Source organism: Flavicella sp. IMCC45537 (genome assembly GCF_057197705.1).
Genome location: NZ_CM170067.1, coordinates 147,344 through 171,349, shown reverse-complemented (window position 1 = coordinate 171,349; position 24,006 = coordinate 147,344). Strand labels below are relative to the sequence as shown.

Below are 24,006 nucleotides of genomic sequence, written 5' to 3'. Positions count from 1 at the left end.
TATCAGGTTGTAATTAGTGCGTTTTCAATATTCAAGGAAAATTTATTTTGGCATCATACGAACATATCGGATAAAACCATTTCCTTCCATTTTTGATTGAATCGTTTCTGTTGTCAGTTCATAGGATACATCATCCATGTAGTATTCATCATCCTCTACCGATGTTTCGATGCGTATTTTATACCCCGCATTGATAACGGCATCTTCAAGTGAAAAAGAAACTACTTGTCTTTTCCCTCCTGACAAGGTTGCCCCTGTGATTGCATCGATTTCTTCATTTTTAGATTTTTGAAAAGCCCACCAGTGATCTACTTCTGGATACCATTCTTTATCATCTCCAAATACTTGTAACGTTTTGGCATAAGAACCATCTGGGTTTATTAATGAAATAACAATGTAGGCCCCTTCTCCTGAATAATTCTTCATTTGAATCATACATTTGTAAAGACTCGTTTTTTTCGTAGAAAAAGCTAGAATAGAGATTAATGTAAAGAGTATTAAAACTGTTTTTTTCATTCCTTTTATTTTAAAATTTTAATTTCTTTTGAATTCAGCTGCTCATTTTCTTTTGCTAACTGATATCCGGTTTCATCAAAATCTGTTCGGATAGATTTATCAGCTCCAAGAGACAGCAAATAATCAATGGTTTTCATATTGGTAGCACTCATCACTGCAATATGCAAAGCTGTTAGTCCATCTGTATTTTTTACATTGATATCAACTCCTAAATTGCTTACAGTTTTTAATAACTTTTCGTTATTTTTTTCCGCTGCCAAGTGATATAAAGTATTCCCATTCTTTTGCGCTGCTGCAATATCAAAACCATTATTTTTAAGTAGGTCTAATTTTATTTTGAAATCCTTTGAATTTCTCCTATTCAAAGTCCTAAATAAATGATAAACTATATTATTGCCTTTGGCATCAATTACATTGATATCTGCCTTTTGATCCAATAGATATTGGATTACTTTGGGATTATTTCCCATAGATTTGGTCAAACATGTCTCTCCCTCGTTATTTTTATGATTGATAGATTTGGTATTTTCCTCCAACCAAGTAACTACCTTAAGAGAGTTTCGTTCCGCAGCCTTTATCAATGGATTATTTCCTTTAGAATCCACTTGATCTACAGATACCCCTTTTGATTTAAAAAACTCAAAAGAAGCAATGTCTTTATTTCCTGATGAAAGATTATGAATGGCATTTATACCATCATTATTGGTAATATTTGCCTCAACACCAAGTGATTCTAAAAACTTAAATTTCTCTAAGGATTGGTATCCTTTTCTTGAACCCATTGTTGCGAAAAGCATGGCATTCCCTCCGTTTTTGTTCGGTTTGTTATAAGGTAAACCTCGAGAAATTAACTCTTGTAACACTTGTTGATTTCCTCCTTTTGCTGCATAATTAAAAGCTCCATTTCCTAGATCATCTGTATCAGTTAGTAAGGCTCCCTCAGAAATAAAATATGCTACAAGAGAAAAATCTTTAACGCTTGTAAAAGCTAATAAAAGTCCATTTGCGCCATGGCCATCTTTATCGGTTTTGATATCTATTCCTGCATCAACCAATAATTTGTAAACCTCAATATTAGTTTGACCAGCAGAAGCGGCAAAGGTCAAAGGAGAAAATTGATGAGAATCCTTTACGTTCACAGATGCCTTCTTTTCTATCAAGTTTTCAATCAATGCAACATTTCCGGAATAAGCCGCCCAAAAAATATAAGTTCTTTTGTCATGCGTTCTTTTATCAATTCCATTCCCATCAAAAGAGAGCAGATATTCTATAGTTTCTAAGGGTGCATTCCCAAAAATTGACTTAACAACTGCATCGAAATTATTTTCATCAAATTCAGTTATATCATTTCCTTTCTTAATCGCTTGTTTTACCGCTGAAATTGTAGTTTCTGGCGACCAAAAAGATCTATCCAAAAAAACATTATTATTTTGTGAACTTAAACTCAAAGTGTATGCCCATAAAAGCAAAACTGTTATCTTAATTTTCATTTACCTGTATTTTTATTCAATATTTTTTGAACTCTGCTCCTCTATTGAGCTAACATTCTTACATAACTGATGTAACCAATACCTTCAATTTTTTGATTCAATTCTTGACTAGTTGTCAATTCTATTTGAATATCTTTTTCGAAATAATCATTGTCCTCAACAACTGTTTCAAACCGTAACTTGAAACCTTTTTCAAAAGCATCTTTAGGAATCTTAATATTCGTAACAACGCGTTTTCCTGACCCCACCGTTGCCCCAGAGATTGCATCAATATTTGGTCGGTACTTTCCATAAAATTGCCACCAAGATGGAATCTCTGAAAACCACTCGTTATCATCTCCCTGGACATAAAGAGTTTTTACATAATTATTTTCATTATCCAACAATGAAATCACTATGTAGGCTGGCTCTCCTTCATATTTATTCATCTGAATCATGCATTTTACAGGAGTCGTTTCATTTAAAGCGTTAAAACTAACCACCGTGAAAAACAAGACAAAAAGAACCGTGAAAATTTTCAAGAGCTTCATGAAGAATTATTTTACAAATGATTCGATAATTTGATTGATTTCTTCTTCGCTACTTACTTCTTCTTTGAATAGATGTTTATACAAAGCCTTGTTATCAACTTTGCTTCTTAAGTTCAAATCTCTATTTCTAGCGTAAACTTCGTTCCATTTTGCTCTTACTATTCCCCATTTAGAAGTATTTTCTTTCCACCATTTGGCAGCAGCCTCACATCTACTATCGTCAATTCTTACATAGGTATTATAGCCCTTCTCTTTTGCTAATACGACATCCTCTTTTCCTTTAGCTCTAATCAACTTTGAGTTATCTTGATCATGTAACCAACCATATTCCGTAATTTCATGACGATTCCCACGCATTGTTACATTATAGTCACTTCTTTTGGTGTATTCTCTTCGTGGTAAGGGTGCAGATGTAGTATTCTCCCAATAACTTTTCCCATCTACATGAACCCATGTTGCCGTACCTTCATATCTTGGACTATCATCAACTTGATAAACTTTTTGAGTCCATTGTTTGGATACATCCTTGTTTGATTTTTGTTCAAAAAGCCAAGTATTATCTCCATTGAAACTGTATAAATCATTGTTCTCATACAACCAATCTTGCCTCCAATGTTTAACTATATGAGGATCTGATGGATTTCCTACTTGCAAAAGATGTTGAATAGAAATTTTATTTTTTTCATCTGTAACTAAACCTGCCCATTCAATAGCTGTTGCCACCTTATCCTCAGATGCATGATATAAAGAATCTTCGCTGTATTCAAAAGTTTCAGTAAAATTAAAAGTTACTTCAAAACACCCACACATTTCCTTAATCGCATTCTGATCCTTTTTCTTTTTTGACTGTGCATTTGTGACAACTGTAGTTCCAAGAAACAACAGCATTAAAATCTTTTTAATCGTATTCATTTTTATTTATTTTTATTAAGTCTAAATAATATTTAGATGCAAAAATACATGAATACAGGACTTTCAAACTTTCGAATACGGAAATTATTTTTACCAATTCGGAAAAATAACTCAAACTCTTATTTTTAATTAGTTTAAATTAATACTTTTGCCGTGACTTATGATGAGTAATGATTTAGATTTTTTTTTAGCCACTGAAACTTCCTCTAGACTAAATAATTCAAAAGAAGAATTTGGTTTAAAAAAGGAAGCGTATATCTATGTGCACAACAACATTAAAGGTCTTTTCAAGAGCATCGAATTCAATACATGGAGAATTCAACGACACACGCTTGAAGAAATTAAAAATTTAGATACAGCATTGGTTTTGAATAAAAAGCATAAATATTTTATTCTAAATGTATCTAATTCTACCGCTCTTACATGGACTGTTGAAAATCAAGCCCAAGAACTCTCTCAAAAAACTGGAATATTCATAAACAATCCGTTAAAGTCATTTAGAATAGGTACTACACTAACAGAGACTAAGATTATTATTTTTGAGTTAAAAGAAGCCTATTTCAAACAGAGTATATTTAATGAAAGTCTTCAACATCACATTACCTCTACTCTAAATTCTCAAGACAGATTCACTTTTAACGTTGACGCTAAAAAAGAAGCAATACTCAAAGAAATTTTCGACCAAAATTCTCTTGGCTTGTGTCAGTTGATGAGCTTGAATAATAAAATATTTGAATTTTTAGCGTCTGTAATCAACTTTTCATCTGTTCAAAAGAAAGAAAATAAAAAGCATCCGTATCATTTGCAATTGGAAAAGGTTACCAAGCAAATAAAAAATAATTTAGAAATTCAATTTTCGATTGAAACCCTATCTAAAACGGCGGGTTTAAATACGTCATATCTAAAAAAATATTTTAAAGAAGCTTACGGGATCACCATTTTTGAATATTCTCAAAAGAAACGAATCAAATATGCGAAAAAACTCTTGAAAAAATCGACGCATAGCATCGCTACCATAGCAGAGAAAGTCGGCTACCAACAAAGCGCACATTTTTCACATGCCTTTAAAAGAAATACCGGACTTTCCCCAAATCAATACAGAAAAGAGAGTTTATTACAAACTACTCTTCCGTAGTACCCCACTCTGTTTTCTGAGGCTTTCTTGAGCCTTCGTACATATCGTATCTTACAAAACGACAATCCAAATCTCCATTTTTTAATGGAATTCTTTTCGATGTTCGCAAACCAACATGTTTCAATGCTTGTAAATCAGAAGTAATAAACCATGCTGTTGAACCTGGATATCCAAATTTCAATGTATCTCCAATATTTTTATAAAAGCCTTCTAAATCGGCTAATTCCAAACGTTCTCCGTAAGGTGGATTGAACATTATAGTCGTCTTTCCAAAAACTTCTTTTTTTGAGTTAAAAAAGTTCACATGATGCACTGCTGCAAAATCAGCTAAATTCGCATTTTCAATATTTTCATTTGCCTTCCTTACCGCTGAAGGCGCCTTATCAAATCCCATTATTTTATAATGTGGACTACTAATTTTTTTCAATAAGGAATCCTGGATAATAAAATACAAGTCTTCATCATAATCCAACCAATTTTCAAAAGCAAAATGTTTCCTGTTTATATTGGCAGGAATTCTACAAGCTATCATCGTAGCCTCAATCAAAATAGTACCAGATCCACACATAGGATCAATAAAATTTTCTTCTCCTGTATATCCGGATAACAAAACCAATCCTGCTGCTAATACCTCATTAATAGGAGCAATATTGGTTGAGCTTCTATACCCTCTTTTATGTAATGAATCTCCAGAACTATCAAGAGAAACAGTACATAGGTCATTCTTTATATGTACATGAATTTTTAGATTCGGGTATTTTAAATCTACATTTGGTCTTTTACTATATTTATGACGGTAGTAATCTGCTATGGCATCTTTAGACTTTAAAGAAATATAATGCGAGTTTGTGGTAAAATTTCTTGAATTCACAACTGCACCAATAGAAAAAGTACCTTCTACTGACAAATATTTTTCCCATTCAATTTTTTGAAGACTTTTATAAAGGTCATCTTCATTTCTAACTCTAAATTTTCTAATGGGTTTTAAGATTCGTATGGCAGTTCGTAAAGCAATATTAGCCTTATACATAAAACCTTTATCTCCTCTAAAACTAACACTTCTATTGGCTATTTCAACATCTTGTGCACCAAGATCTTTCAATTCCTTTGCCAATACTTCCTCTAAACCAAACATGGTTGTAGCAACCATTTTAAAATTATTCTCCATTTTGTACTATTGAATTGCAAAAGTACGGAATTCTAAAGCTATTGCATCCAACTTCATCACTTAGATAAAAGAAAAAAACAGCCAACTGTAAGAAGCCCTTCAGCTGACTGTTTTTATACCTTTAAAAAGTATAACCTAAGTGTACTGTTAAAAACATGGTAAGCGGTGCAATGTCATAACTTTCTCCTTCAATTGTATTATCACCAGCTATTTTTGCAGTATAACCAACACCTCCCCATGGTTTTATATAAAAATTGTTATTAAATGGCATAAACGAATACCCTACATAAGGCATCACTAATACATTAGAAAAATTAGAGGTCTCCATATAATGATCGTTTTCCAATCTAAATTCTTGAATACTTAATTGTCCACCAATAAACCATTTTTTATGAACCTCTGAAAAATAATATTCTTCAAATAGTCCATATCCTAAATTTATTCGAGCCTTCCATCCTTTACCTTTATTCATCTCATTTAAATCAACAAATACATCTGGTAAATCCATCGCATAGACTCCTGCTCCAAATAAATGATGTTCGCTATTTTTAGGTTGTAATCTGAGATGAAAACTATAACCATTAAATAAAAAGGTAGCAGGATCCACCTCTATGCTAATTTTAGTTTTTTTTGTATTCTGATTCTGAGCTTTTACAGCTTTAGTACCAACTAAGAAAAATATTGCTAGTAGTACCGTTAATTTAATAGTTTTCATTTTAATTTATTTTTAATTATACTATATATTTATTATATTTAGTTTGGGGTAAAAATTTTTACGACATATCTTGCAATACTTCCGCTATTGATTTCGCACCTAAACTGAGTTTCATTTGCTTTTCAGCTTGCTGTAAAACTCCTGTAATTGACTTTTGAGCTTTGTCTGGTCTCTTACCCTCTGCCAAGATATTATAAGATGTTTGAAATAGCGTTTTACCTCCTTCTGTTGCTTCCAGGATATCTAATACCGTTATCGACTTTGGATCTTTTAATAGCCTTACTCCACCGCTTTTACCTTCTTTTGTTTCAATGATACCTGCTAAGGTCAAGCTTTGCATTATTTTAACCAATGTTGGTCTAGGAATATTTAATATTTCTGAAATAGATTTCGTTGAAAGAAACTCAAACTGACCTTGTCGAATTTTATCCGCAATAAAAATTACAACCAAAACAGCTTTAGAAAAAGACAACGAATAAGACATACTTAATATACTTTATATTTAGTTACAAATATAGACTAAAATCTATTCCTACAAAATAAAAAACAAAAAAAATCTCTAACCTTTCGATTAGAGACTTTTATTATGCTTATTTCAGTAAAACTTACACTTCGCTTTCCGGTGCTAATTCAATTTCCAAACCATCCATTTCAGGAGTAATATGTAATTGACATCCCAAACGACTGTTGTCTTCTACGTAAAATGCTTGATCCAACATATCTTCTTCAGCATCTCCCATTTCAGGTAATTCATGTTCAGACTTTACATAGCATTGACAAGAAGCACACATGGCCATACCACCACAAGTACCTTCTACAGGTAACTCATATGCTTTACACAATTCCATGATATTCATCCCCATATCTGTTGGAGCATCTAATTCATGAACTACACCTTCTCTATCCGTAATTTTTACTTTAATATCTGACATTTTGTTATTCTATAGTTTTAACAACTGCTTTTTTAGCTTCTTTCTTTTCCCCATCAAATCCTGTAACTCCATTTACGGTAGTATACTTCATTACATATCTCTTTCCTGGGTTGATAATGTTATAAGCAAATTGAACTGCAATTGTAGCCTCATGGAAACCACTCAAAATCAATTTCAATTTTCCTGGGTATGTATTCACATCTCCAATAGCAAAAATTCCTGGGATGTTTGTTCCATAATCCAATGCATTATTTACAACAATCGCATTTTTCTCAATTTCTAATCCCCAATCAGCAATAGGTCCTAATTTTGGAGACAATCCAAATAAAGGTATAAAGTGATCACATTCTTTAACACTTTCACCTTCTGTTTTGTGCTTAATCATAACTGATTCAACTTTGTCTGCTCCGTGAATTTCTTTCACCTCAGCATCAGTAATCAAGTTTATTTTTCCTTCCTTAGACAATTCAGCAACTTTCTCTACTGAATCCAAAGCACCACGGAAATCTTTTCTTCTGTGTACCAATGAAACTTCAGAAGCTACATCCGCTAAGAAAATAGCCCAATCCAAGGCAGAATCTCCACCACCTGAAATTACAACTCGTTTACCTCTATAAATTTCAGGATCTTTAATAATGTATTCAACACCTTTATCTTCGTAGTTTACGATTTCTTTGATAGGCGGCTTTCTAGGCTCAAAAGATCCCAATCCACCAGCGATAAACACTGTTGGTGCATGATGTTTTGTTCCTTTGTTTGTAGTTACAACAAATGTTCCATCGTCTAACTTCTCAATAGTATCCGCTCGTTCACCTAATGTATAAGTTGGCTCAAATGGAGCAATTTGCTCTGCTAAGTTTTTTACCAAATCACCCGCTAAAATTTCTGGATAAGCAGGAATATCATATATAGGTTTCTTTGGATAAATTTCTGTACACTGACCACCTGGTTCAGCTAGAGCATCAATTAAATGACAACGTAATTTTAATAATCCCGCTTCAAATACGGCGAACATTCCAACTGGCCCGGCCCCAATTATTAATATATCTGTTTCGATCATCTTGTAATTATTTTAATTTATTTGGTTTTGCAAAAATCGTAATAAAATACTATTTCGCCTTATACTAATTCAATTATTTCTTCTTCGCTACCAATCCTTTGGTAAATTCGTTCAAAGCTTCCACTTTTTCTTCAAAATCTCCTTTGATAGTTTTTCTGTATTCATTTAAATTCTCTGCCAATTCATTAATATCAGCAGGAATCACTTCTTCAAAAAATTGTCTCAAACGCTTCGCCATTGTTGGTGACTTACCATTTGTTGAAATTGCAATTTTTACGTTTCCTTTCGTTACAATTCCTCCCATATAAAAATCACAAAATGGAGGATTATCCGCCAGATTTACAAGAATATTTCTTTGCTTACAATCTGAATGTACTTGTTTGTTTACTTCTTCTAAATCTGTTGTTGCAATTACAATATGTTTGTTTTCTAAAAAACGCACATCATAAGGTTGCTCAAACATTTCAATCCCATGCTTATTTGCCAAAGCAATTGTTTCTTCTCGAAACATAGGTGAAACCATTTGAACTTTCGCATCTGGACTAGACTTCAATAAAAAAGTTAACTTCTCTAAAGCCACATTACCACCACCAACTATTAAAGTATTAAGCTCGGTAACTTTTAAAAAAACAGGATATAATTGATTTTGCATTACAATGATTTTCCTTTTTGATTTAACAATTGACTATATAAAACTTCACTTTCTTTTACGGTCTCCCCTACAACAATTATAGATGGATTGGATAAACCTTTTTCATTTACAATATTCAAAATTGTATCAATGGTACCCACTGCCAAACGTTCTTGCGATTTGGTTCCATTTTCAATAATAGCAACAGGAATTGTATTTTTCCCTTTTGCCTTGAACATGTTCACTATATTTTCAAGCTTACTCATCCCCATCAATATAACGATGGTTGTATTAGAATTAGCAGCTGCCTCAATGTCTTCACTTAACTTTAAATCAGAGCGTGTACCTGTAATCACACGAAAACTTTCATTTACACCTCTCTGTGTTAAAGAAATTCCAAAACTAGCTGGTGCTGCAATTGCTGAAGTTACTCCTGAAACAATATCTATTTCTATTCCGTGTTGAATTACAAATTTCAATTCCTCAGAACCACGTCCAAAAATAAAAGGATCTCCTCCTTTTAATCTTACCACATGCTTTCCTTTCAAAGCATGTTCAACAATTAATTCTTGTATTTTTTCTTGAATAAACTTATGCATTCCTTTTCGTTTTCCAACAAAAATTTTCTCTGCATTTTCAGCATAATCCAATAACTTTTCATTAGCCAAAGCATCGTATAAAACTACATCTGCTTCACGCAAAGCTCTTACTCCTTTTAAAGTAATTAGCTCTGGATCTCCAGGGCCTGCTCCTACTAATGTTAATTTTGGTTGCTTATTCATTCTTTTTATTTTAAAAATTAGGAGCTGCAAAAATAACAACTCCTAATTCAAAATAGCTATTATGCTTCAACTAATTCTTGTTCTCTGTATTGATCTACCAAAGTGTAAAACTTTTCAGCATCTGCTAAATATTTAGCAGCAAACTCAACTGAAGCTTCATTTTGGTTTATTTGATAAATAAAAGTCTCAAAATCAGTATCCAATTTAATTTTACCTGTTGCAACGAAAACTTCGTTGAAATCAGAAATAATTTTATTGTGCGTATTTGTTTTCTTTCCTTCTGCTGTTAATAAAGCTTTCGCTGTATTCACAATTGAACTATATGCATAATAAATACCATCAGATAATTTTCCTTCTGCTAAAGATGCCTTAGCATTATCAATTTTTTCTTTACTGTCGAACAATAAAGTTGCAATCAAATCAATAACAACACCAGCACATTCTCCAATACCTACGGCTTTCTCATACTTCTCTTCATTACCCCAGTCAATAAAATCAGACTCTTCTAAATTAGAAACATCAGATAATGGCTTTAAGAAATCATAAAAATACTTTTCTCCTTGTTTCAGGTAATAGTTGATAAAGTCTTTTCCATCAGCATTCGCAATAAAATCATTTAAGATCAAACGCAATGATTCTGGACCTCTTTTAGAAGGTATTTTAATTACTTTATCAGAAATACGTCCTTTTCCATCTTTTAAGATTCCTCCTCCTAATAAAATTTGTAAAGCAGGAGCAACTAATTTCCCAGACTTCACAGACATTCCTTGGTAACCAATGTTTGCCATATTGTGTTGACCACAAGCATTCATACAACCAGAAATTTTGATCATTAAATCTTTGTCATCTGCAAATTGTGGGTATTCTGCTCGTAATACTTTCCCTAGTTCATCAGCAATACCTGTTGAAGAAGCAATACCTAAGTTACATGTATCCGTTCCTGGACAAGCCGTAACATCTTGAATAGATTCGTATCCTAAATCTACCATTCCTAATTTCCCTAATTCTTGGAAAAAGAATGGTAATAAATCTTCACGTACGTGACGAATTAATATATTTTGACGTAATGAGAAACGCAATTCGTCTCCTGCGTAATTCTTAATCAAATCAGCTAAAATTCTAGCTTCTTTCGTATAAAAATCTCCAATATTTACTTTTACTCCAATTGCAAATAATCCTTCTTGTTTTTGCTCAATTACGTTAGAAGCTTTCCATGCATTAAATGCTGCTTGGTCTACGGTAACTTCTGGAGCTACAATTCCTGAAACATCTGGTGTATCAAATCCTTCTGCAGAAATTTCTACAGTTTGATTAGACAATGCTTTTGTCTCTAATGCTACTATTTCATTAAATTTTTCCAATCCAACATCTTTGATGAAGAATTTCAAACGAGCTTTTGCTCTTTTAGAACGCTCTCCGTATCTATCAAAAACACGCAAAATAGACTCCATGTAAGGAATAATTTTGTTTGTTTCTAAGAAATCAAAAGCTACATCAGCAAAACGAGGCTGAGAACCTAATCCTCCACCTAACATTACTTTAAATCCTCTTACTTCTTCACCGTTGATTACTTTCGTTTTTGCGATAAAACCTATATCATGCATAAAACTTAAAGCAGTATCATCATCCGTTCCAGAGAAAGAAACTTTGAATTTACGTCCTAACTCTTGACAAATAGGATTTCTTAAAAAGAATTGGAATACAGCATGTGCATATGGAGAAACATCAAAAGGCTCATTTTTGTCAATTCCTGCAGTTTCAGAAGCTGTAACGTTTCTTACTGCATTTCCACAAGCCTCACGTAAAGTAATATCACTCTTTTCTAATTCAGCCCATAACTCTGGAGTTCTATCCAAACTTACGTAATGAATTTGAATATCTTGACGTGTTGTAATATGTAAACGACCTCTTGAATACTCATCAGATACATCAGAAATCCTGTGCAATTGATCACTTGTAACTTTACCATAAGGTAATTTGATACGTATCATTTGAACACCAAACTGACGTTGTCCGTATACTCCACGAGCCAAACGTAAACTTCTAAATTTTTCTTCATCAATTCTTCCTTCATGAAACAATTGAATTTTATCTGCCAAATCGATGATATCTTTCTCAACGATAGGATTTTCTATTTCTGATCTAAAACTTTGCATCTCGTGTTATATTTATTGGATAAAACCTACTCCTGAGGTATTGTTAGTTTGTGCATCTATTAAAATGAATGACCCATTTGCTTTATTATCAGCATATGCATCATAAAATAAAGGTTTGGCTAATTTTATAGATACCTCTCCTATTTCATTAATTGCTAATTTTGATGCAGAATCATCTTTTCCTGTAAAATCAGTTTTGATCACAGATTTAACGTCTCCAATCTTTGCAACTACTCTATTGGCACCATGTTGAATTAAATACTTCGTTCCTGGCACCAAATTTTTAGCATCCATCCAACAGATTTTTGCTTCAATTTGTTTTGCTTCTTTTGGCAACTCAGAAGATTTCACTAATAAATCTCCTCTCGAAATATTGATATCATTTTCTAAAGTAATATTTACAGAAGAACCTCTTTCTGCTTTATCAAAAGTCTTATCGAAATGGTAAATTTCTTTAATTTTAGAAGATGTTTTTGATGGTAAAACTGTTACCTCATCACCAACACTTAAAGAACCTCCATACAATTTACCTGCATACCCTCTAAAGTCATGAAATTCTTCAGTTTTAGGACGAATCACAGTTTGAATAGGCAAACGTGCTTGTGAAACTTCATAAACATCCTGAGCATCTAAAGCTTCCAAGTGCTCCAACATAGTTTCACCATCATACCAAGGAGTTTGATCTGATTTATTCACCACATTATCTCCTTTTAAAGCACTTACTGGAATAAACGTAATGTTCTGTCCTTTGTAATCTGCCTTTTCTGCCAAAGAAGAAATCTCTGCCTTGATGGCATTAAATTTTTCCTCAGAAAAATCTACCAAATCCATTTTATTTACAGCCACAACGATATCCTTAACTTTTAATAAGTTATTGATAAAGAAATGACGGTATGTTTGTTCAATTGCTCCTTTACGCGCATCAACTAAAATAATTGCCGCTTGCGATGTAGATGCACCTGTTACCATGTTTCTTGTATACTCAACATGTCCAGGAGTATCTGCGATGATATAACTCTTTTTCGCTGTTGAAAAATAAATATGAGCTACATCAATTGTAATTCCTTGTTCTCTCTCAGCAACCAATCCATCAGTAGCCAAAGAAAAATCTAAATAATCAAATCCTTTTTGCTTACTACTTCGCTCAATTGCTTCTAATTTATCATCAGTCAATGATTTCGTATCATATAGAATACGACCGATAAGGGTACTTTTCCCATCATCTACACTTCCCGCTGTTGCTATTTTTAAAACTTCCATTTTAATTTCGTATCTGGTAGTTGGTATCTAGTAGCTAGACCATTTCCTAAAATTTTTAATTTATTTATTAACCGAATCTTCGTTACATTAGAATCTAGATACTAATGTAGTATTACGAATTCTAGAAATATCCTTGTTGTTTACGTTTCTCCATAGCAGCTTCAGATCGCTTATCATCAATACGCGCTCCTCTTTCTGAAATAGAAGAATCTCTAATTTCCTCAACAACTTTTGCAATGTCTACAGCATCAGACAAAACAGCTGCCGTACAACTCATATCTCCTACAGTTCTAAAACGAACCATTCTTTCAACAACTTCCTCATCTTCTTCTCTATACACAACGGCATCATCTGCTGTCCAAATCATTCCATCTCTCACAAAAGTTTTACGTTTATGAGCAAAATAAATAGAAGGGATCTCAATTTCTTCCTTTTCTATATAAGACCAAACATCTAATTCTGTCCAGTTTGAAATAGGAAATACACGAACATTTTGTCCTAAATCAATTTTCCCATTTAAAATATCAAACAACTCTGGTCGTTGGTTTCTTTCATCCCATCCACCAAAATCATCTCTTACAGAAAAGATACGTTCTTTGGCTCTTGCTTTTTCCTCATCTCTACGAGCACCACCAATAGCGGCATCAAAACCAAACTCTTCTAAGGCATCTAATAAAGTTTCTGTTTGCAACATATTTCTACTTGCATACTTTCCAGACTCTTCCTGAACTTTTCCTGAATCAATATTATCTTGCACATTGCGCACAATAAGCTCTACCCCTAAATCTTTACATAACTTATCTCGAAAATCAATAGTTTCCTGAAAATTATGCCCTGTGTCAACATGCAAGAATGGGAATGGTATTTTTGCTGGATAGAAGGCCTTCTGTGCCAACCTTACCAAAGTAATCGAATCTTTACCTCCTGAAAACAACAACACAGGTTTCTCAAACTGTGCCGCTACCTCTCTCATGATGTAGATAGCTTCGTTTTCTAAAGCGTTAGAATTTAATATTGTACTCATTATATTTATTTTATTTCGTGTAACTAAATTTTAAAAAGAATTAAGCGTGTAATCCACACTCTCTATTCCCCAATACTTTTGTCGGATCAAAGTATTTATGCTCATTTGGAATTCCGTTTTCCTCGTTGTATGCATCTAATTGTTCATCAGACCAATCGTAAAAAGGACTTACTTTGATAACACCATCCGCACCCTGAGAAACAATATCTATACTATCTCTAAATGCAGTTTGACCTTTTCTCAAGTTGGTAAACCATAAATCAGGTTGATGCTCAGCCATTGCTCTTTTAAAAGGCTCTAACTTTACTTGTTCTGTAAATACCTTATGCATCGGATCTTCAATCTGAGGAATTCCCATCACAACATCTCTATGAGAAGACGTTTGCTGCGGTACATACAAATGAATATTCAAACTCAACTGTTCCTTTAAAGCCTCTGCATGTCTATAAGTATTAGGAGTATTATATCCTGTATCACACCAAACCACCTTTAAATCTTGCTTCTGACTCGTTGTTAAATGCAAGATAGAACCTTCATAAGGTCTGAAATTTGTAGTTATCAATGGTTTCTTTGCTGTTTCTAATCCCCATGCTACGATTTCTTGAGGTGTCTTACCTTTCAAAGAATCGTTAATTTCTTGAAGCTGTGCTTCTGTGTAAATTGTACTCATTATCTTCCCCATTTTATTGTATTCCACACTCTTTCATGAAAGAAGTATAAAATCATTTTTGTCACAAAATCAACTCCAGCAATCGCAGAAGCAGTTGAAACTTCTCCCGTAATAAACAAAGACACAATCAAAGTATCTACAGTCCCCACAACTCTCCAGCTAATCGCCTTCAATAAACTACGAATGGGCTTATCAGAAACTACAGCTTGTTGGTAGCTCTGATTCTCTTTGTTGTTTTGTAACCTATCTAGTATCATTTATTTTTTATTTCAAATATTTTAAAACCTATTACCCTATCGGATTGGTAGATTATGTCGCAAAAATAAGAACTTCATTACAACCTCACAAGTTTTTCTGTATAAATTAATCTTCAATTTCTTCAGTAACTACAGTAACGCAGCATTTACCCTACAAAAACAGTAGGTTTTAAAAAATAATTATTTTTTCAAAAATCAAAATAAAATGATTAAATTGTTATAATCTACTGAAAAAGAAAACATTAAATAAAACGCTATGATTTACCCAACCACTCCCAAAAATGAACTTGGAAGATTAAAATCTCTTACAAGTTTTCAAATTCTAGACACATTACCAGAAAAAGAATACGATAACATCACAAGAATTGCATCTGAAATTTGCCTTAGCCCAATAGCTTTAATTTCTTTAGTCTCAAAAGACAAACAATGGTTTAAATCACACCATGGACTAGATGCAACCGAAACACCAAGAGACATCGCTTTTTGCGCTCATGCAATCAACTCACCGAATGAAATCTTGATGGTACCTGATTCTAGAGTAGACCCAAGGTTCCATGACAACCCCTTGGTGCATGAAGCTCCCAATGTAGTATTTTACGCAGGGGCTCCATTAAACACTCCTGATGGTTTTTCCCTCGGTACACTCTGCGTTATTGACCACGAACCTAAACAACTTAACAAATCTCAACTAGAAGCTCTTGAGGCTTTATCACAGCAAGTTGTTAGTCAATTCCAACTAAGGAGAAGTATTAGTCTTCTCGAAGAAAAAAACAAAGAAACCGAAACGCTAAACAAACAACTTAATTCATTTGCTCATAGCCTAACCCATGATATAAAAACCCCGATAAGAGGGATTCAAACCATAGCCTCATGGCTAAAATCAGACTACCAACATGCATTAGACCAACAAGCTAATGATTGGATTGATTTGATACTTTCACGTGTTAGTTATATGGATACATTATCAACCGGCATGCTTGATTTTTCGCAAAAAACAACTGACAAAATAAAAATCACAAATTTTGACATGAGCAGTTTATTACATAGTATCAGTGAAAATTTCGATGCCAACCATTTCAAATACGAATTTATAAATGCCAATTTCAAAGTAACTCATTCAGAAATTATATTCTTAACTATTTTTCAAAACCTAATATCAAATTCCATAAAGTATTCTGACCAGGAACTTGGGCTTATAAAAATTAGCTTTCTCAAAACTGAAAAAAATCTAAAAATTAGTTATGAAGACAATGGTCCAGGAATCAACAAAGAATACCGAGAAAAAGTTTTTTTACTCTTTGAAACAATTGGTGCGAAAAACGATAATAGTGCTGGTATAGGCCTTACCACGGTAAAGACATGTATTGATAGATTAAAAGGGACGGTAAAATTAATTGATAGAAGCAATGGCTTAAGAGGGGTTCACTTTGCTATTTCAATACCTCTTTTATAGTTTACCTGTAAGATCTGCCAATGTAGTGTTTCTAAAAACCTGAAGTGTACTATCCCGTACCTGTATCATCAATTTATGAACACTACAAGCATTTTCATCAGGACAATCGTCGCATTTTTCATAAAAATTTAAACTTACGCATGGAACCATTGCGATCGGACCTTCCAAGGAACGAATTACTTCTGTCATTAAAATATCGGCTGGTTCTTTTAAAAGATAGTAACCACCTCCTTTACCTTTTTTGGAACCTAAAAGACTCGCCTTTCGCAAAGTAAGCAAGATACTTTCCAAAAATTTATGAGAAATATTTTCACTTTTCGCAATTTCTGATATTTGTACAGGGCAATTTTCCTGTCTATTCGCCAAGAAAGTCAATGCCTTTAATCCGTATTTTGTCTTTTTTGAAAGCATAAAACGAAGATAGAAATTTAATTCTATATAGCCTATAAACTTAGTAGATTACCTGCGCTCGTTAAACCGTTTGATAAAATCACTTTTAAACACTCTACCCAACGGAATGGAAATCTCCCCTTCCAAAAAAACCTGATTCCCAGATATTTTTACAATCTTAGATATATTTATCAAATAAGATTTATGAACCCTCATAAAATATTTACTGCCAAGTAATTCTTGCCAATATTTTAATGTTTCAGATGAAAGAATCTTCCTGTCATTTAAATACAACTCCGTATAATCTGAGTCTGTTAAAATGTAATGAATTTCGTCAAACTTAACTCGAATATAATCATAACCTACTTTTACAAACACCTCTGTTAATTCATCAGAATTACGTGTAAAAGAACTCGAAGAATTCAAACTTAACGCTCCACTTTTCTTAGTGGCTTTAGACACTGCTTTTACAAACCTTTGAAAAGAAAAAGGTTTCAATAAATAATCAATCACATTATATTCATAACTCTCAATAGCATAATCTTGAAAAGCTGTAGTAATAATAATTTGGGGAGAAGTGGTTAGGCTTTTTAAGAAATCCATACCAGACAACTTCGGCAAATGAATATCTAAAAACACCACATCTACCTTACCGGAATTGATTACTTCTAATGACTCCATAGCATCAGCATGACAACCTATCAAGGTCATCGAACCTATATCCGAAATATATTTCTTCAATATTCTTTGAGCCGGTAACTGATCTTCAATGATGATACAATTCATATTTCAACTAATCTTTCAATTCAATTGTTAAATCTACCGAATAACCCTGATTATCCGATTCAATATTCAAACTATGACGATTTGGATACACCAATTCTAAACGTTTCTTAACATTCAACAAACCAATTCCACTACCTAAATCATGAGTGTTACTAACATCTAAAAAGGTGTTTTTACACTTGAAATTAAGTACTCCTTTTTCATCTATTTTCAAATCTATATCAATTTCGATAGCATTCGTTTGACTTGATGAGCTATGCTTGAATGCATTTTCAACGAACACAGTCAATATCAATGGCGAAATAACAAAACTTCCCATTTCTTCTTTCACTCTCAAACTTACTTCTCCTCTCCCTTCTATTTGAAGTTTACTCAGATTCACATAATGTTCTAAATGATGAATCTCTTTCTCTAAAGGAACAAATCGTTCTTTACACTCATACAACATATATCGTAAAACAGATGAAAGCTCTAAAATTCTCTCTGGTGTTTTGGGCGATTCCATTACTGCATAAGAATACAAGTTGTTTATATTATTAAACAAAAAATGTGGATTTATTTGCGACTTCAAATACAACAATTCACTTTCTTTCACAGAGTTTTTCAACTCCAAAACCTCACGTTGTTTTACCAAAGCATCCCATGCAAATTTAAAACCTACCAGAATAGAAATTGTTGGTAAAACTCCTAACAACGTATAAAAAATCTTAGAAAATTTCCTACCTCGTGTCTCTGGATAAAAAATCTTTTCTAAAACAAACTCCTCAACCAAAATTACGATTATCAAAACCGAGACTACAGCAATGACCAACTCCCAATACTTGTTTTTATAAAGAAACTTAGGCAGAAACACATAGTTGATTACAAATGCCGCAAAAACCAAATTCAAATAAAAGTAAAACTGCTTAAAATCAATACCCTCGATTCTTTTGTCATACGCAAAAAACACAAAAACCATAACATGCAAAAACAATTGAAAAATCAATTCTTTAAACCTTGAGTGAGAAAAGTGTTTTATAATCTTCATGATTTAAAATTAAACAAAATATCACTCACACAAGCATTTGAATAGTTAATCAACAACACACACACCTTAAACTACTAATTTACAGAGCTAAACGACAATTTGCTGTTTAACCTAAAACTTTGGTCGTTTGCCAAAAAAAACTTTTGCGATACAGATCTTATGGTTTAATTTGTTTCAACACAATCTAACCCATATTTTATATTAACAAAAATGGTTCCGAATGAAGATTAAGATTATTTTGATGGCAACACTACTACTCTCGGCTAGTTTTTCGCAAGCACAATACAAGAAAACTGAGATTCATGGAACAATTATAGAAAAAGACAATAGGCTTGCCATACCCTACGCAAGTATCGTACTCTACAATCTAGACACAAATGAAAAATCTGGAACAACTACGGATATGAATGGTGCTTTTAGCATCAACACCACCTATTCTAACTTTGAATTAGAAGTTAGTATTATGGGATACCAAACCAAAACTATTTCAAAATTAAAAAATTCAAATAGAGTGTTAAATCTTGGTAGTATTGAAATACATCCCGAAAACAAAAAACTTGACGAGGTAATTGTTAGAGCGGAAGTTTCAAAAACTGTATTCAAATTAGATAAAAGAGTTTTTAATGTAGGTAAAGATATTAGTAGTTCAGGAGCAAGCGCCCTAGAAGCCCTCAATAACGTTCCTTCTGTTAATGTTAATATTGAAGGCGAAATAAGTCTTCGCGGTAGTACAAGTGTTCAAATCTTAGTAAACGGAAAACCATCCGTACTCGCCGATCAATCTAGCAACGCTTTGGGAACCATCTCTGCCGATATGATTGAAAGTATCGAAGTAATTACAAACCCTTCCGCTAAATACGAAGCCTCTGGTACCTCTGGTATTTTAAATATCATCTTAAAAAAAGAACAAAAAGAAGGTTGGAATGGTTCCATCTCAGCAAATACAGGAACACCCGATAACCATAGCTTAGGTTTGAGTTTAAATAGAAGAACGGAAAATTTTAATTTATTTACACAACTCGGAGCCGGATATCGATCGTTACCACAATACAAAAACGGGAGCAACAAAAACCTCAACAGTGGCGAAACTCTTTTTAATGAAGGAACAGAATACAGAAACGAAACCTTTTTTAACGCAACACTCGGTACAGATTACCATATCAACGAACGTAATATTTTAACGCTTTCAGGAAGTTTTGCCTACGAAATCGAAGACCAACCTTCAGAAACTACTTATACTGCTTTTGATGCAAATGACCTTCTTATTTCTAATTGGGTAAGAACGGAAACAACCGAAGCAACAAATCCGAAATTTCAATACGAATTAAATTATAAAAAAGAGTTTAAAAATAATGAAGAACATTCCTTAATTGTAAGTTCTCTCGGAAGGTATTTTGCCAAAGACCTTTCTTCTGAGTTTTTAGATACTACTATATCAGGCTCTGAAAATAACGAAAAACAACAAGTCGATACAGATTACAAATACTCGGACTACACTTTTAAAGCTGACTATGTTAACCCTATCAACGACATATTCACTCTAGAAACGGGAACCCAATATGTTGTTAATAGCGTCATTAATGATTACGAAGTTAGAGAATGGATTGAAGATGACTATGTAATCAATGATTCTCTCTCTAATAATTTTGAATACAGCCAAAACGTATTAGGTGTTTATGGAACATTTGCCTACGAAAAAGAAAAATGGGGAGCAAAAGCAGGGCTTAGAGTTGAAAACACAGATTTAAGAACCTACCTTACAGATACAAATGAATCAAACAAGCAAAATTATACGAATCTATTTCCTACCCTACATACTTCGTATAAAATAGCAAGTGATTTTTCAATTCAAGCAGGCTATTCCAAAAGAATTTTCAGACCTCGCTTAAGAAACCTGAATCCATTTGTGAGCATTCGAGATAACTTTAATGTAAGAACTGGTAACCCTGAATTACAACCAGAATTCACAAACTCTTACGAATTAACCAGTATTTTTAGTTTAGGAAAAGCATCACTAAACTCTAGTTTATATTATCGCTACACAACAGATGTTATTGAAACCGTATATACTTTTGTTGACAATATTACCATCGCTACTCCTCAAAATATTGGAACAAAAAACTCCATAGGTTTTGAAACGAATGGGAAATTCAATGCTAACAATTGGCTAAGTTTTAATGGTGATTTTAATTATAACTATTTCGAAAGAAACGGGTCATATGAAGATCAATCTTTTGACTTCGTAGGACGACAATGGTCTGCTAGGCTCGGAACAAAAATTCGATTCCCAAAAGATATCGATCTCGAATTAACTGGTAATTATAGATCAGATTACCAAACCCTGCAAGGAACGAATGATGCATATGCGTTTATGGATGCTGGACTTCGCAAAAAAATCTTAAAAGGAAAAGCAATCGTCAATATTGGAATCAGAGATCTATTCAATTCAAGAATTTATTCACAATCTGTGATTCAACCAACCTTTGAAAGATACAGTGAAAGAAGTCGTGGTCGCTTTTTTACTCTTGGAATAAGCTATGGATTTGGTAAAGGGGAAGCAATGACCTATTCGGGGGGAAGAAGGAGGTGAAATTAATTTTAAAATTGTTAATCTTATTAAGATGAACAAATAATTTAAAAACACCGCAAACTAAAAACTCATCCAAACAAAATAATTTGGATGAGTTTTCATAATTCATATATGGGAATACTCTTACCTCAAACTACTTTTCAAAACCTTAACACTATCATCGCCAAACCCAACAATATCTGCTTTTCCATTTCCATCTACATCCCCCAAAATTCTTATATGATTTTCAATATTCCAACCGTCATAATACCCAAATCCATCACTAATTACTATTGAATTATTAATAAAACTATTTCCATCAGAAATAGCTACATAAACCTCATTGTCATGAAAACCAACTATATCAGCCTTTCCATCTCCATTCACATCGGATACTGTGCGTAAATGTCGATCTTTTCTCCAACTATCATTGTTAGCAAAACCTTGAGACAGCCAAGAAACACCACTATTAAAACTTTTCCCTGTTGATATAGCTACATAAACCTCATTGTCATGAAAACCAACTATATCAGCCTTTCCGTCTCCATTTACATCTGCAAGGACTCTTACATGATTTAAATTATTCCATCCATCATTATAAGCAAAACCTTGGGACAGCCAAGAAACACCACTATTAAAACTACCTCCTGTTGATGTAGCTACATAAATCTCATTATCATGAAAACCAACTATATCAGCCTTTCCATCTCCATTTACATCACCTAACAAACGCTCATGTTTATTAGTTCTCCAGCCATCGTTATAAGCAAAACCTTGGGACAACCAAGAAACACCACTACTAAAACTACTCCCTGCTGACATAGCTACATAAACCTCATTATCATGAAAACCTATAATATCATCTTTTCCATCTCCATTTACATCAGCCATTGTTCTAACATGTTTTGAATTGTACCAGCTTTGTGTGAATGAACTTGTCTTAGGTTTAGAAGGATCAAATCCTGAACCATTTGAAAATGAAACATAAACATTGCTATCATGAAATCCAACAATATCTTCTTTTCCATCTCCATTTACATCTGCCAATGTTCTAACATGACTAGTATTATTCCAACCTTGAGTAAATGAACTTATCCAAGTTGTAATAACATTACTACTTAATATATAATTATTCGCTCTTTCAATTAAATCATTAAACATTGTCATGTCTGGACTAATAGACTCGTCACAATATAAAGATTTAGTCATGTTAACTCTAATAAATTCAGTTGCTTCTTCTAACTCTAGCTTCAAATCAACACTCAATTCTTTACCCTTGAATTCATCAATATTTTCTTTGAGCTCAGACCAAAGATTATAATCAACAGAACAATCCTCATAAATACTATATTTCGTTATCAAATCATTATTCTGAAGAGCTTCATTATATGGTCGCAACTTACGTTCTATTGCTTTTATTTTATGAGCGTTTTCTCTTACATATTGCTTTAATCTTTCCAAATCAAGGAGAAAACTGTCGTAATCATTCACTTCTCTAACTTCAAAATCATCAGTACCAATATTTGCAACTAAAGTGTTTTGAACACTAAGAGAGTTAATGATACTTTTCGATGTATCATCTATTTCAGCTTCCGCACTGGCATCTCCAACTGCACTAATTTTTAATTTAACCGCTGCGCGAATTTGTTCTTTAGTATAAGTTGTTGAACCGCTATAACTATATCGGTAAAGATAACACGCTTTTACCCCAAAAGTGGATTCATCAATAAACATATCTGAATAATTCGTTTCAAATAACCCAAAATTTTCATCCAATGCTTCTGTAGCTGAATCAGATAACTTAGGTACATCTTTAAGAAAAACAGATCCAGTGGTAAAAATCACCTCTCCACAAGCATAAACAGAGCTATCTTGTTCTGTTACAAAACCTTCAATACGAGATTTAAACTGAGCATCTAATGAAAAACTACTAAACAGAGAACTAGCACTTAATTGTAATTCTAAATTATTCGAATAAAACCGCTCCAAATCAGAACTTCTCTCAATTAACCTGAAATTTGTTTCATCAATAACATTCGAAGGTCGAATATCCGTTTCAATACTTTGTAGAGCCGTTGGTCTTATTGATCCAGTTTCAGTTTTATAGCCATGTCCAACAAAACCATCACCAATAATATCACCTATTCGGTCATAATATAATTTGTGAGATTGTACTCCTTTTGAAACTCGGCCTCCTTCAATCATATTTTTGGAATCATCGTTCAATTCCATTTTATCCTCACATGCCATAAAAATTAACATTACTAAAAGAGTGATAAAACTTAATTTATTTTTTTTCATAAAACACATTTTTTTTCATTTTAACTGCAAAGTAAATTAATTTACAAACGCCATAAAACCCCAGAAAACAAGGAAATACTAAACTCGTCAATCTTCCCAAAAACCTTAGCGTTTCACTAATAAAAAACATATCAGTGATATTGAAAGGAAGTAAATAAAAAATGTAACTGCATTTTTTATTCATAAAAAAGAAATGAAAAACCCAACACAAATGTGTTGGGTTTTTTAAAATTTCAAACAGC

At 33.0% G+C, this 24,006-nt stretch carries 23 protein-coding genes; 3 read left to right on the top strand and 20 right to left on the bottom strand.

What is annotated here, in order from left to right:
• Window positions 1-42: 42 nt before the first annotated feature.
• Genes AC2DGP_RS00800 through AC2DGP_RS00785 form a run of 4 tightly spaced genes read right to left on the bottom strand, consistent with a single transcriptional unit; the run spans window position 43 to window position 3,448 of the window.
• On the bottom strand, window positions 43-516 hold the full coding sequence (locus AC2DGP_RS00800) for a DUF2271 domain-containing protein (RefSeq protein WP_484491128.1): 474 nt from the start codon (window positions 514-516) through the stop codon (window positions 43-45).
• Between the two features lie 5 nt (window positions 517-521).
• Window positions 522-2,006, bottom strand: a complete 1,485-nt coding sequence (locus AC2DGP_RS00795) for an ankyrin repeat domain-containing protein (RefSeq protein ID WP_484491127.1) — start codon at window positions 2,004-2,006, stop codon at window positions 522-524.
• Window positions 2,007-2,047: 41 nt separating this feature from the next.
• A complete protein-coding gene (locus AC2DGP_RS00790; protein WP_484491126.1) occupies window positions 2,048-2,536 on the bottom strand; it encodes a DUF2271 domain-containing protein in 489 nt (162 codons plus the stop codon).
• A 6-nt stretch (window positions 2,537-2,542) separates the two neighbouring features.
• Complete coding sequence (locus AC2DGP_RS00785) at window positions 2,543-3,448, bottom strand: DUF6607 family protein (protein ID WP_484491125.1); 906 nt, start codon at window positions 3,446-3,448, stop codon at window positions 2,543-2,545.
• 160 nt (window positions 3,449-3,608) lie between these two features.
• On the opposite strand from AC2DGP_RS00785, the gene AC2DGP_RS00780 reads away from it, so the two are divergent.
• Window positions 3,609-4,583, top strand: coding sequence for a helix-turn-helix domain-containing protein (locus tag AC2DGP_RS00780; protein ID WP_484491124.1), 975 nt, complete (start codon window positions 3,609-3,611; stop codon window positions 4,581-4,583).
• Here AC2DGP_RS00780 and AC2DGP_RS00775 read toward each other — a convergent pair.
• The 12 genes from AC2DGP_RS00775 to AC2DGP_RS00720 form a co-directional block, all read right to left on the bottom strand.
• Entirely contained in the window at window positions 4,570-5,751 is a 1,182-nt protein-coding gene (locus AC2DGP_RS00775) for a THUMP domain-containing class I SAM-dependent RNA methyltransferase (RefSeq protein ID WP_484491123.1), read from the bottom strand. The genes AC2DGP_RS00780 and AC2DGP_RS00775 overlap by 14 nt on opposite strands.
• A gap of 121 nt (window positions 5,752-5,872) precedes the next feature.
• Window positions 5,873-6,466, bottom strand: a complete 594-nt coding sequence (locus AC2DGP_RS00770) for a hypothetical protein (protein ID WP_484491122.1) — start codon at window positions 6,464-6,466, stop codon at window positions 5,873-5,875.
• A 58-nt stretch (window positions 6,467-6,524) separates the two neighbouring features.
• Window positions 6,525-6,950, bottom strand: coding sequence for an RrF2 family transcriptional regulator (locus tag AC2DGP_RS00765; RefSeq protein ID WP_484491121.1), 426 nt, complete (start codon window positions 6,948-6,950; stop codon window positions 6,525-6,527).
• 121 nt (window positions 6,951-7,071) lie between these two features.
• On the bottom strand, window positions 7,072-7,398 hold the full coding sequence (locus tag AC2DGP_RS00760; protein WP_484491120.1) for a 2Fe-2S iron-sulfur cluster-binding protein: 327 nt from the start codon (window positions 7,396-7,398) through the stop codon (window positions 7,072-7,074).
• Between the two features lie 4 nt (window positions 7,399-7,402).
• Complete coding sequence (locus AC2DGP_RS00755; RefSeq protein WP_484491119.1) at window positions 7,403-8,458, bottom strand: NAD(P)/FAD-dependent oxidoreductase; 1,056 nt, start codon at window positions 8,456-8,458, stop codon at window positions 7,403-7,405.
• 73 nt (window positions 8,459-8,531) lie between these two features.
• A complete protein-coding gene (locus AC2DGP_RS00750; RefSeq protein WP_484491118.1) occupies window positions 8,532-9,110 on the bottom strand; it encodes a precorrin-2 dehydrogenase/sirohydrochlorin ferrochelatase family protein in 579 nt (192 codons plus the stop codon).
• A complete protein-coding gene (gene cobA, locus AC2DGP_RS00745) occupies window positions 9,110-9,871 on the bottom strand; it encodes a uroporphyrinogen-III C-methyltransferase (RefSeq protein ID WP_484491117.1) in 762 nt (253 codons plus the stop codon). The genes AC2DGP_RS00750 and cobA overlap by 1 nt, the downstream gene beginning before the upstream one ends.
• 59 nt (window positions 9,872-9,930) lie before the next feature.
• Window positions 9,931-12,027, bottom strand: coding sequence for a nitrite reductase (locus tag AC2DGP_RS00740; RefSeq protein WP_484491116.1), 2,097 nt, complete (start codon window positions 12,025-12,027; stop codon window positions 9,931-9,933).
• A gap of 12 nt (window positions 12,028-12,039) precedes the next feature.
• The gene (locus AC2DGP_RS00735) at window positions 12,040-13,287 is read right to left on the bottom strand and encodes a sulfate adenylyltransferase subunit 1 (RefSeq protein ID WP_484491115.1); all 1,248 of its coding nucleotides are present in this window, start codon (window positions 13,285-13,287) and stop codon (window positions 12,040-12,042) included.
• A 121-nt stretch (window positions 13,288-13,408) separates the two neighbouring features.
• Complete coding sequence (cysD, locus tag AC2DGP_RS00730) at window positions 13,409-14,311, bottom strand: sulfate adenylyltransferase subunit CysD (RefSeq protein ID WP_484491114.1); 903 nt, start codon at window positions 14,309-14,311, stop codon at window positions 13,409-13,411.
• 40 nt (window positions 14,312-14,351) lie between these two features.
• Window positions 14,352-14,981 (bottom strand): phosphoadenosine phosphosulfate reductase domain-containing protein, encoded by a 630-nt coding sequence (locus AC2DGP_RS00725; protein WP_484491113.1) that lies wholly within the window; start codon window positions 14,979-14,981, stop codon window positions 14,352-14,354.
• Window positions 14,981-15,238 carry a DUF2061 domain-containing protein gene (locus AC2DGP_RS00720; RefSeq protein ID WP_484491112.1) on the bottom strand — a complete coding sequence of 86 codons (258 nt, stop codon included), beginning with the start codon at window positions 15,236-15,238 and terminating at the stop codon, window positions 14,981-14,983. Before AC2DGP_RS00720 ends, AC2DGP_RS00725 begins: the two co-directional genes overlap by 1 nt.
• A gap of 256 nt (window positions 15,239-15,494) precedes the next feature.
• Here AC2DGP_RS00720 and AC2DGP_RS00715 point away from each other — a divergent pair, with 256 nt between their 5' ends.
• A complete protein-coding gene (locus AC2DGP_RS00715; protein WP_484491111.1) occupies window positions 15,495-16,691 on the top strand; it encodes a GAF domain-containing sensor histidine kinase in 1,197 nt (398 codons plus the stop codon).
• Here the strand turns inward: AC2DGP_RS00715 and AC2DGP_RS00710 are convergent.
• From AC2DGP_RS00710 to AC2DGP_RS00700, 3 genes are read right to left on the bottom strand one after another with little or no spacing between them, the layout of a single operon-like run.
• Window positions 16,686-17,102, bottom strand: a complete 417-nt coding sequence (locus AC2DGP_RS00710) for an RrF2 family transcriptional regulator (RefSeq protein ID WP_484491110.1) — start codon at window positions 17,100-17,102, stop codon at window positions 16,686-16,688. The two genes, AC2DGP_RS00715 and AC2DGP_RS00710, sit on opposite strands and share 6 nt — an antisense overlap.
• 48 nt (window positions 17,103-17,150) lie before the next feature.
• Complete coding sequence (locus AC2DGP_RS00705; protein ID WP_484491109.1) at window positions 17,151-17,867, bottom strand: LytR/AlgR family response regulator transcription factor; 717 nt, start codon at window positions 17,865-17,867, stop codon at window positions 17,151-17,153.
• Between the two features lie 7 nt (window positions 17,868-17,874).
• Window positions 17,875-18,894 (bottom strand): sensor histidine kinase, encoded by a 1,020-nt coding sequence (locus AC2DGP_RS00700; protein ID WP_484491108.1) that lies wholly within the window; start codon window positions 18,892-18,894, stop codon window positions 17,875-17,877.
• A gap of 220 nt (window positions 18,895-19,114) precedes the next feature.
• Between AC2DGP_RS00700 and AC2DGP_RS00695 the strand changes: the two genes are divergently transcribed.
• On the top strand, window positions 19,115-21,484 hold the full coding sequence (locus AC2DGP_RS00695) for a TonB-dependent receptor (RefSeq protein WP_484491107.1): 2,370 nt from the start codon (window positions 19,115-19,117) through the stop codon (window positions 21,482-21,484).
• A gap of 123 nt (window positions 21,485-21,607) precedes the next feature.
• Here AC2DGP_RS00695 and AC2DGP_RS00690 read toward each other — a convergent pair whose 3' ends face one another.
• A complete protein-coding gene (locus tag AC2DGP_RS00690; RefSeq protein ID WP_484491106.1) occupies window positions 21,608-23,764 on the bottom strand; it encodes an FG-GAP repeat domain-containing protein in 2,157 nt (718 codons plus the stop codon).
• Window positions 23,765-24,006 lie beyond the last annotated feature (242 nt).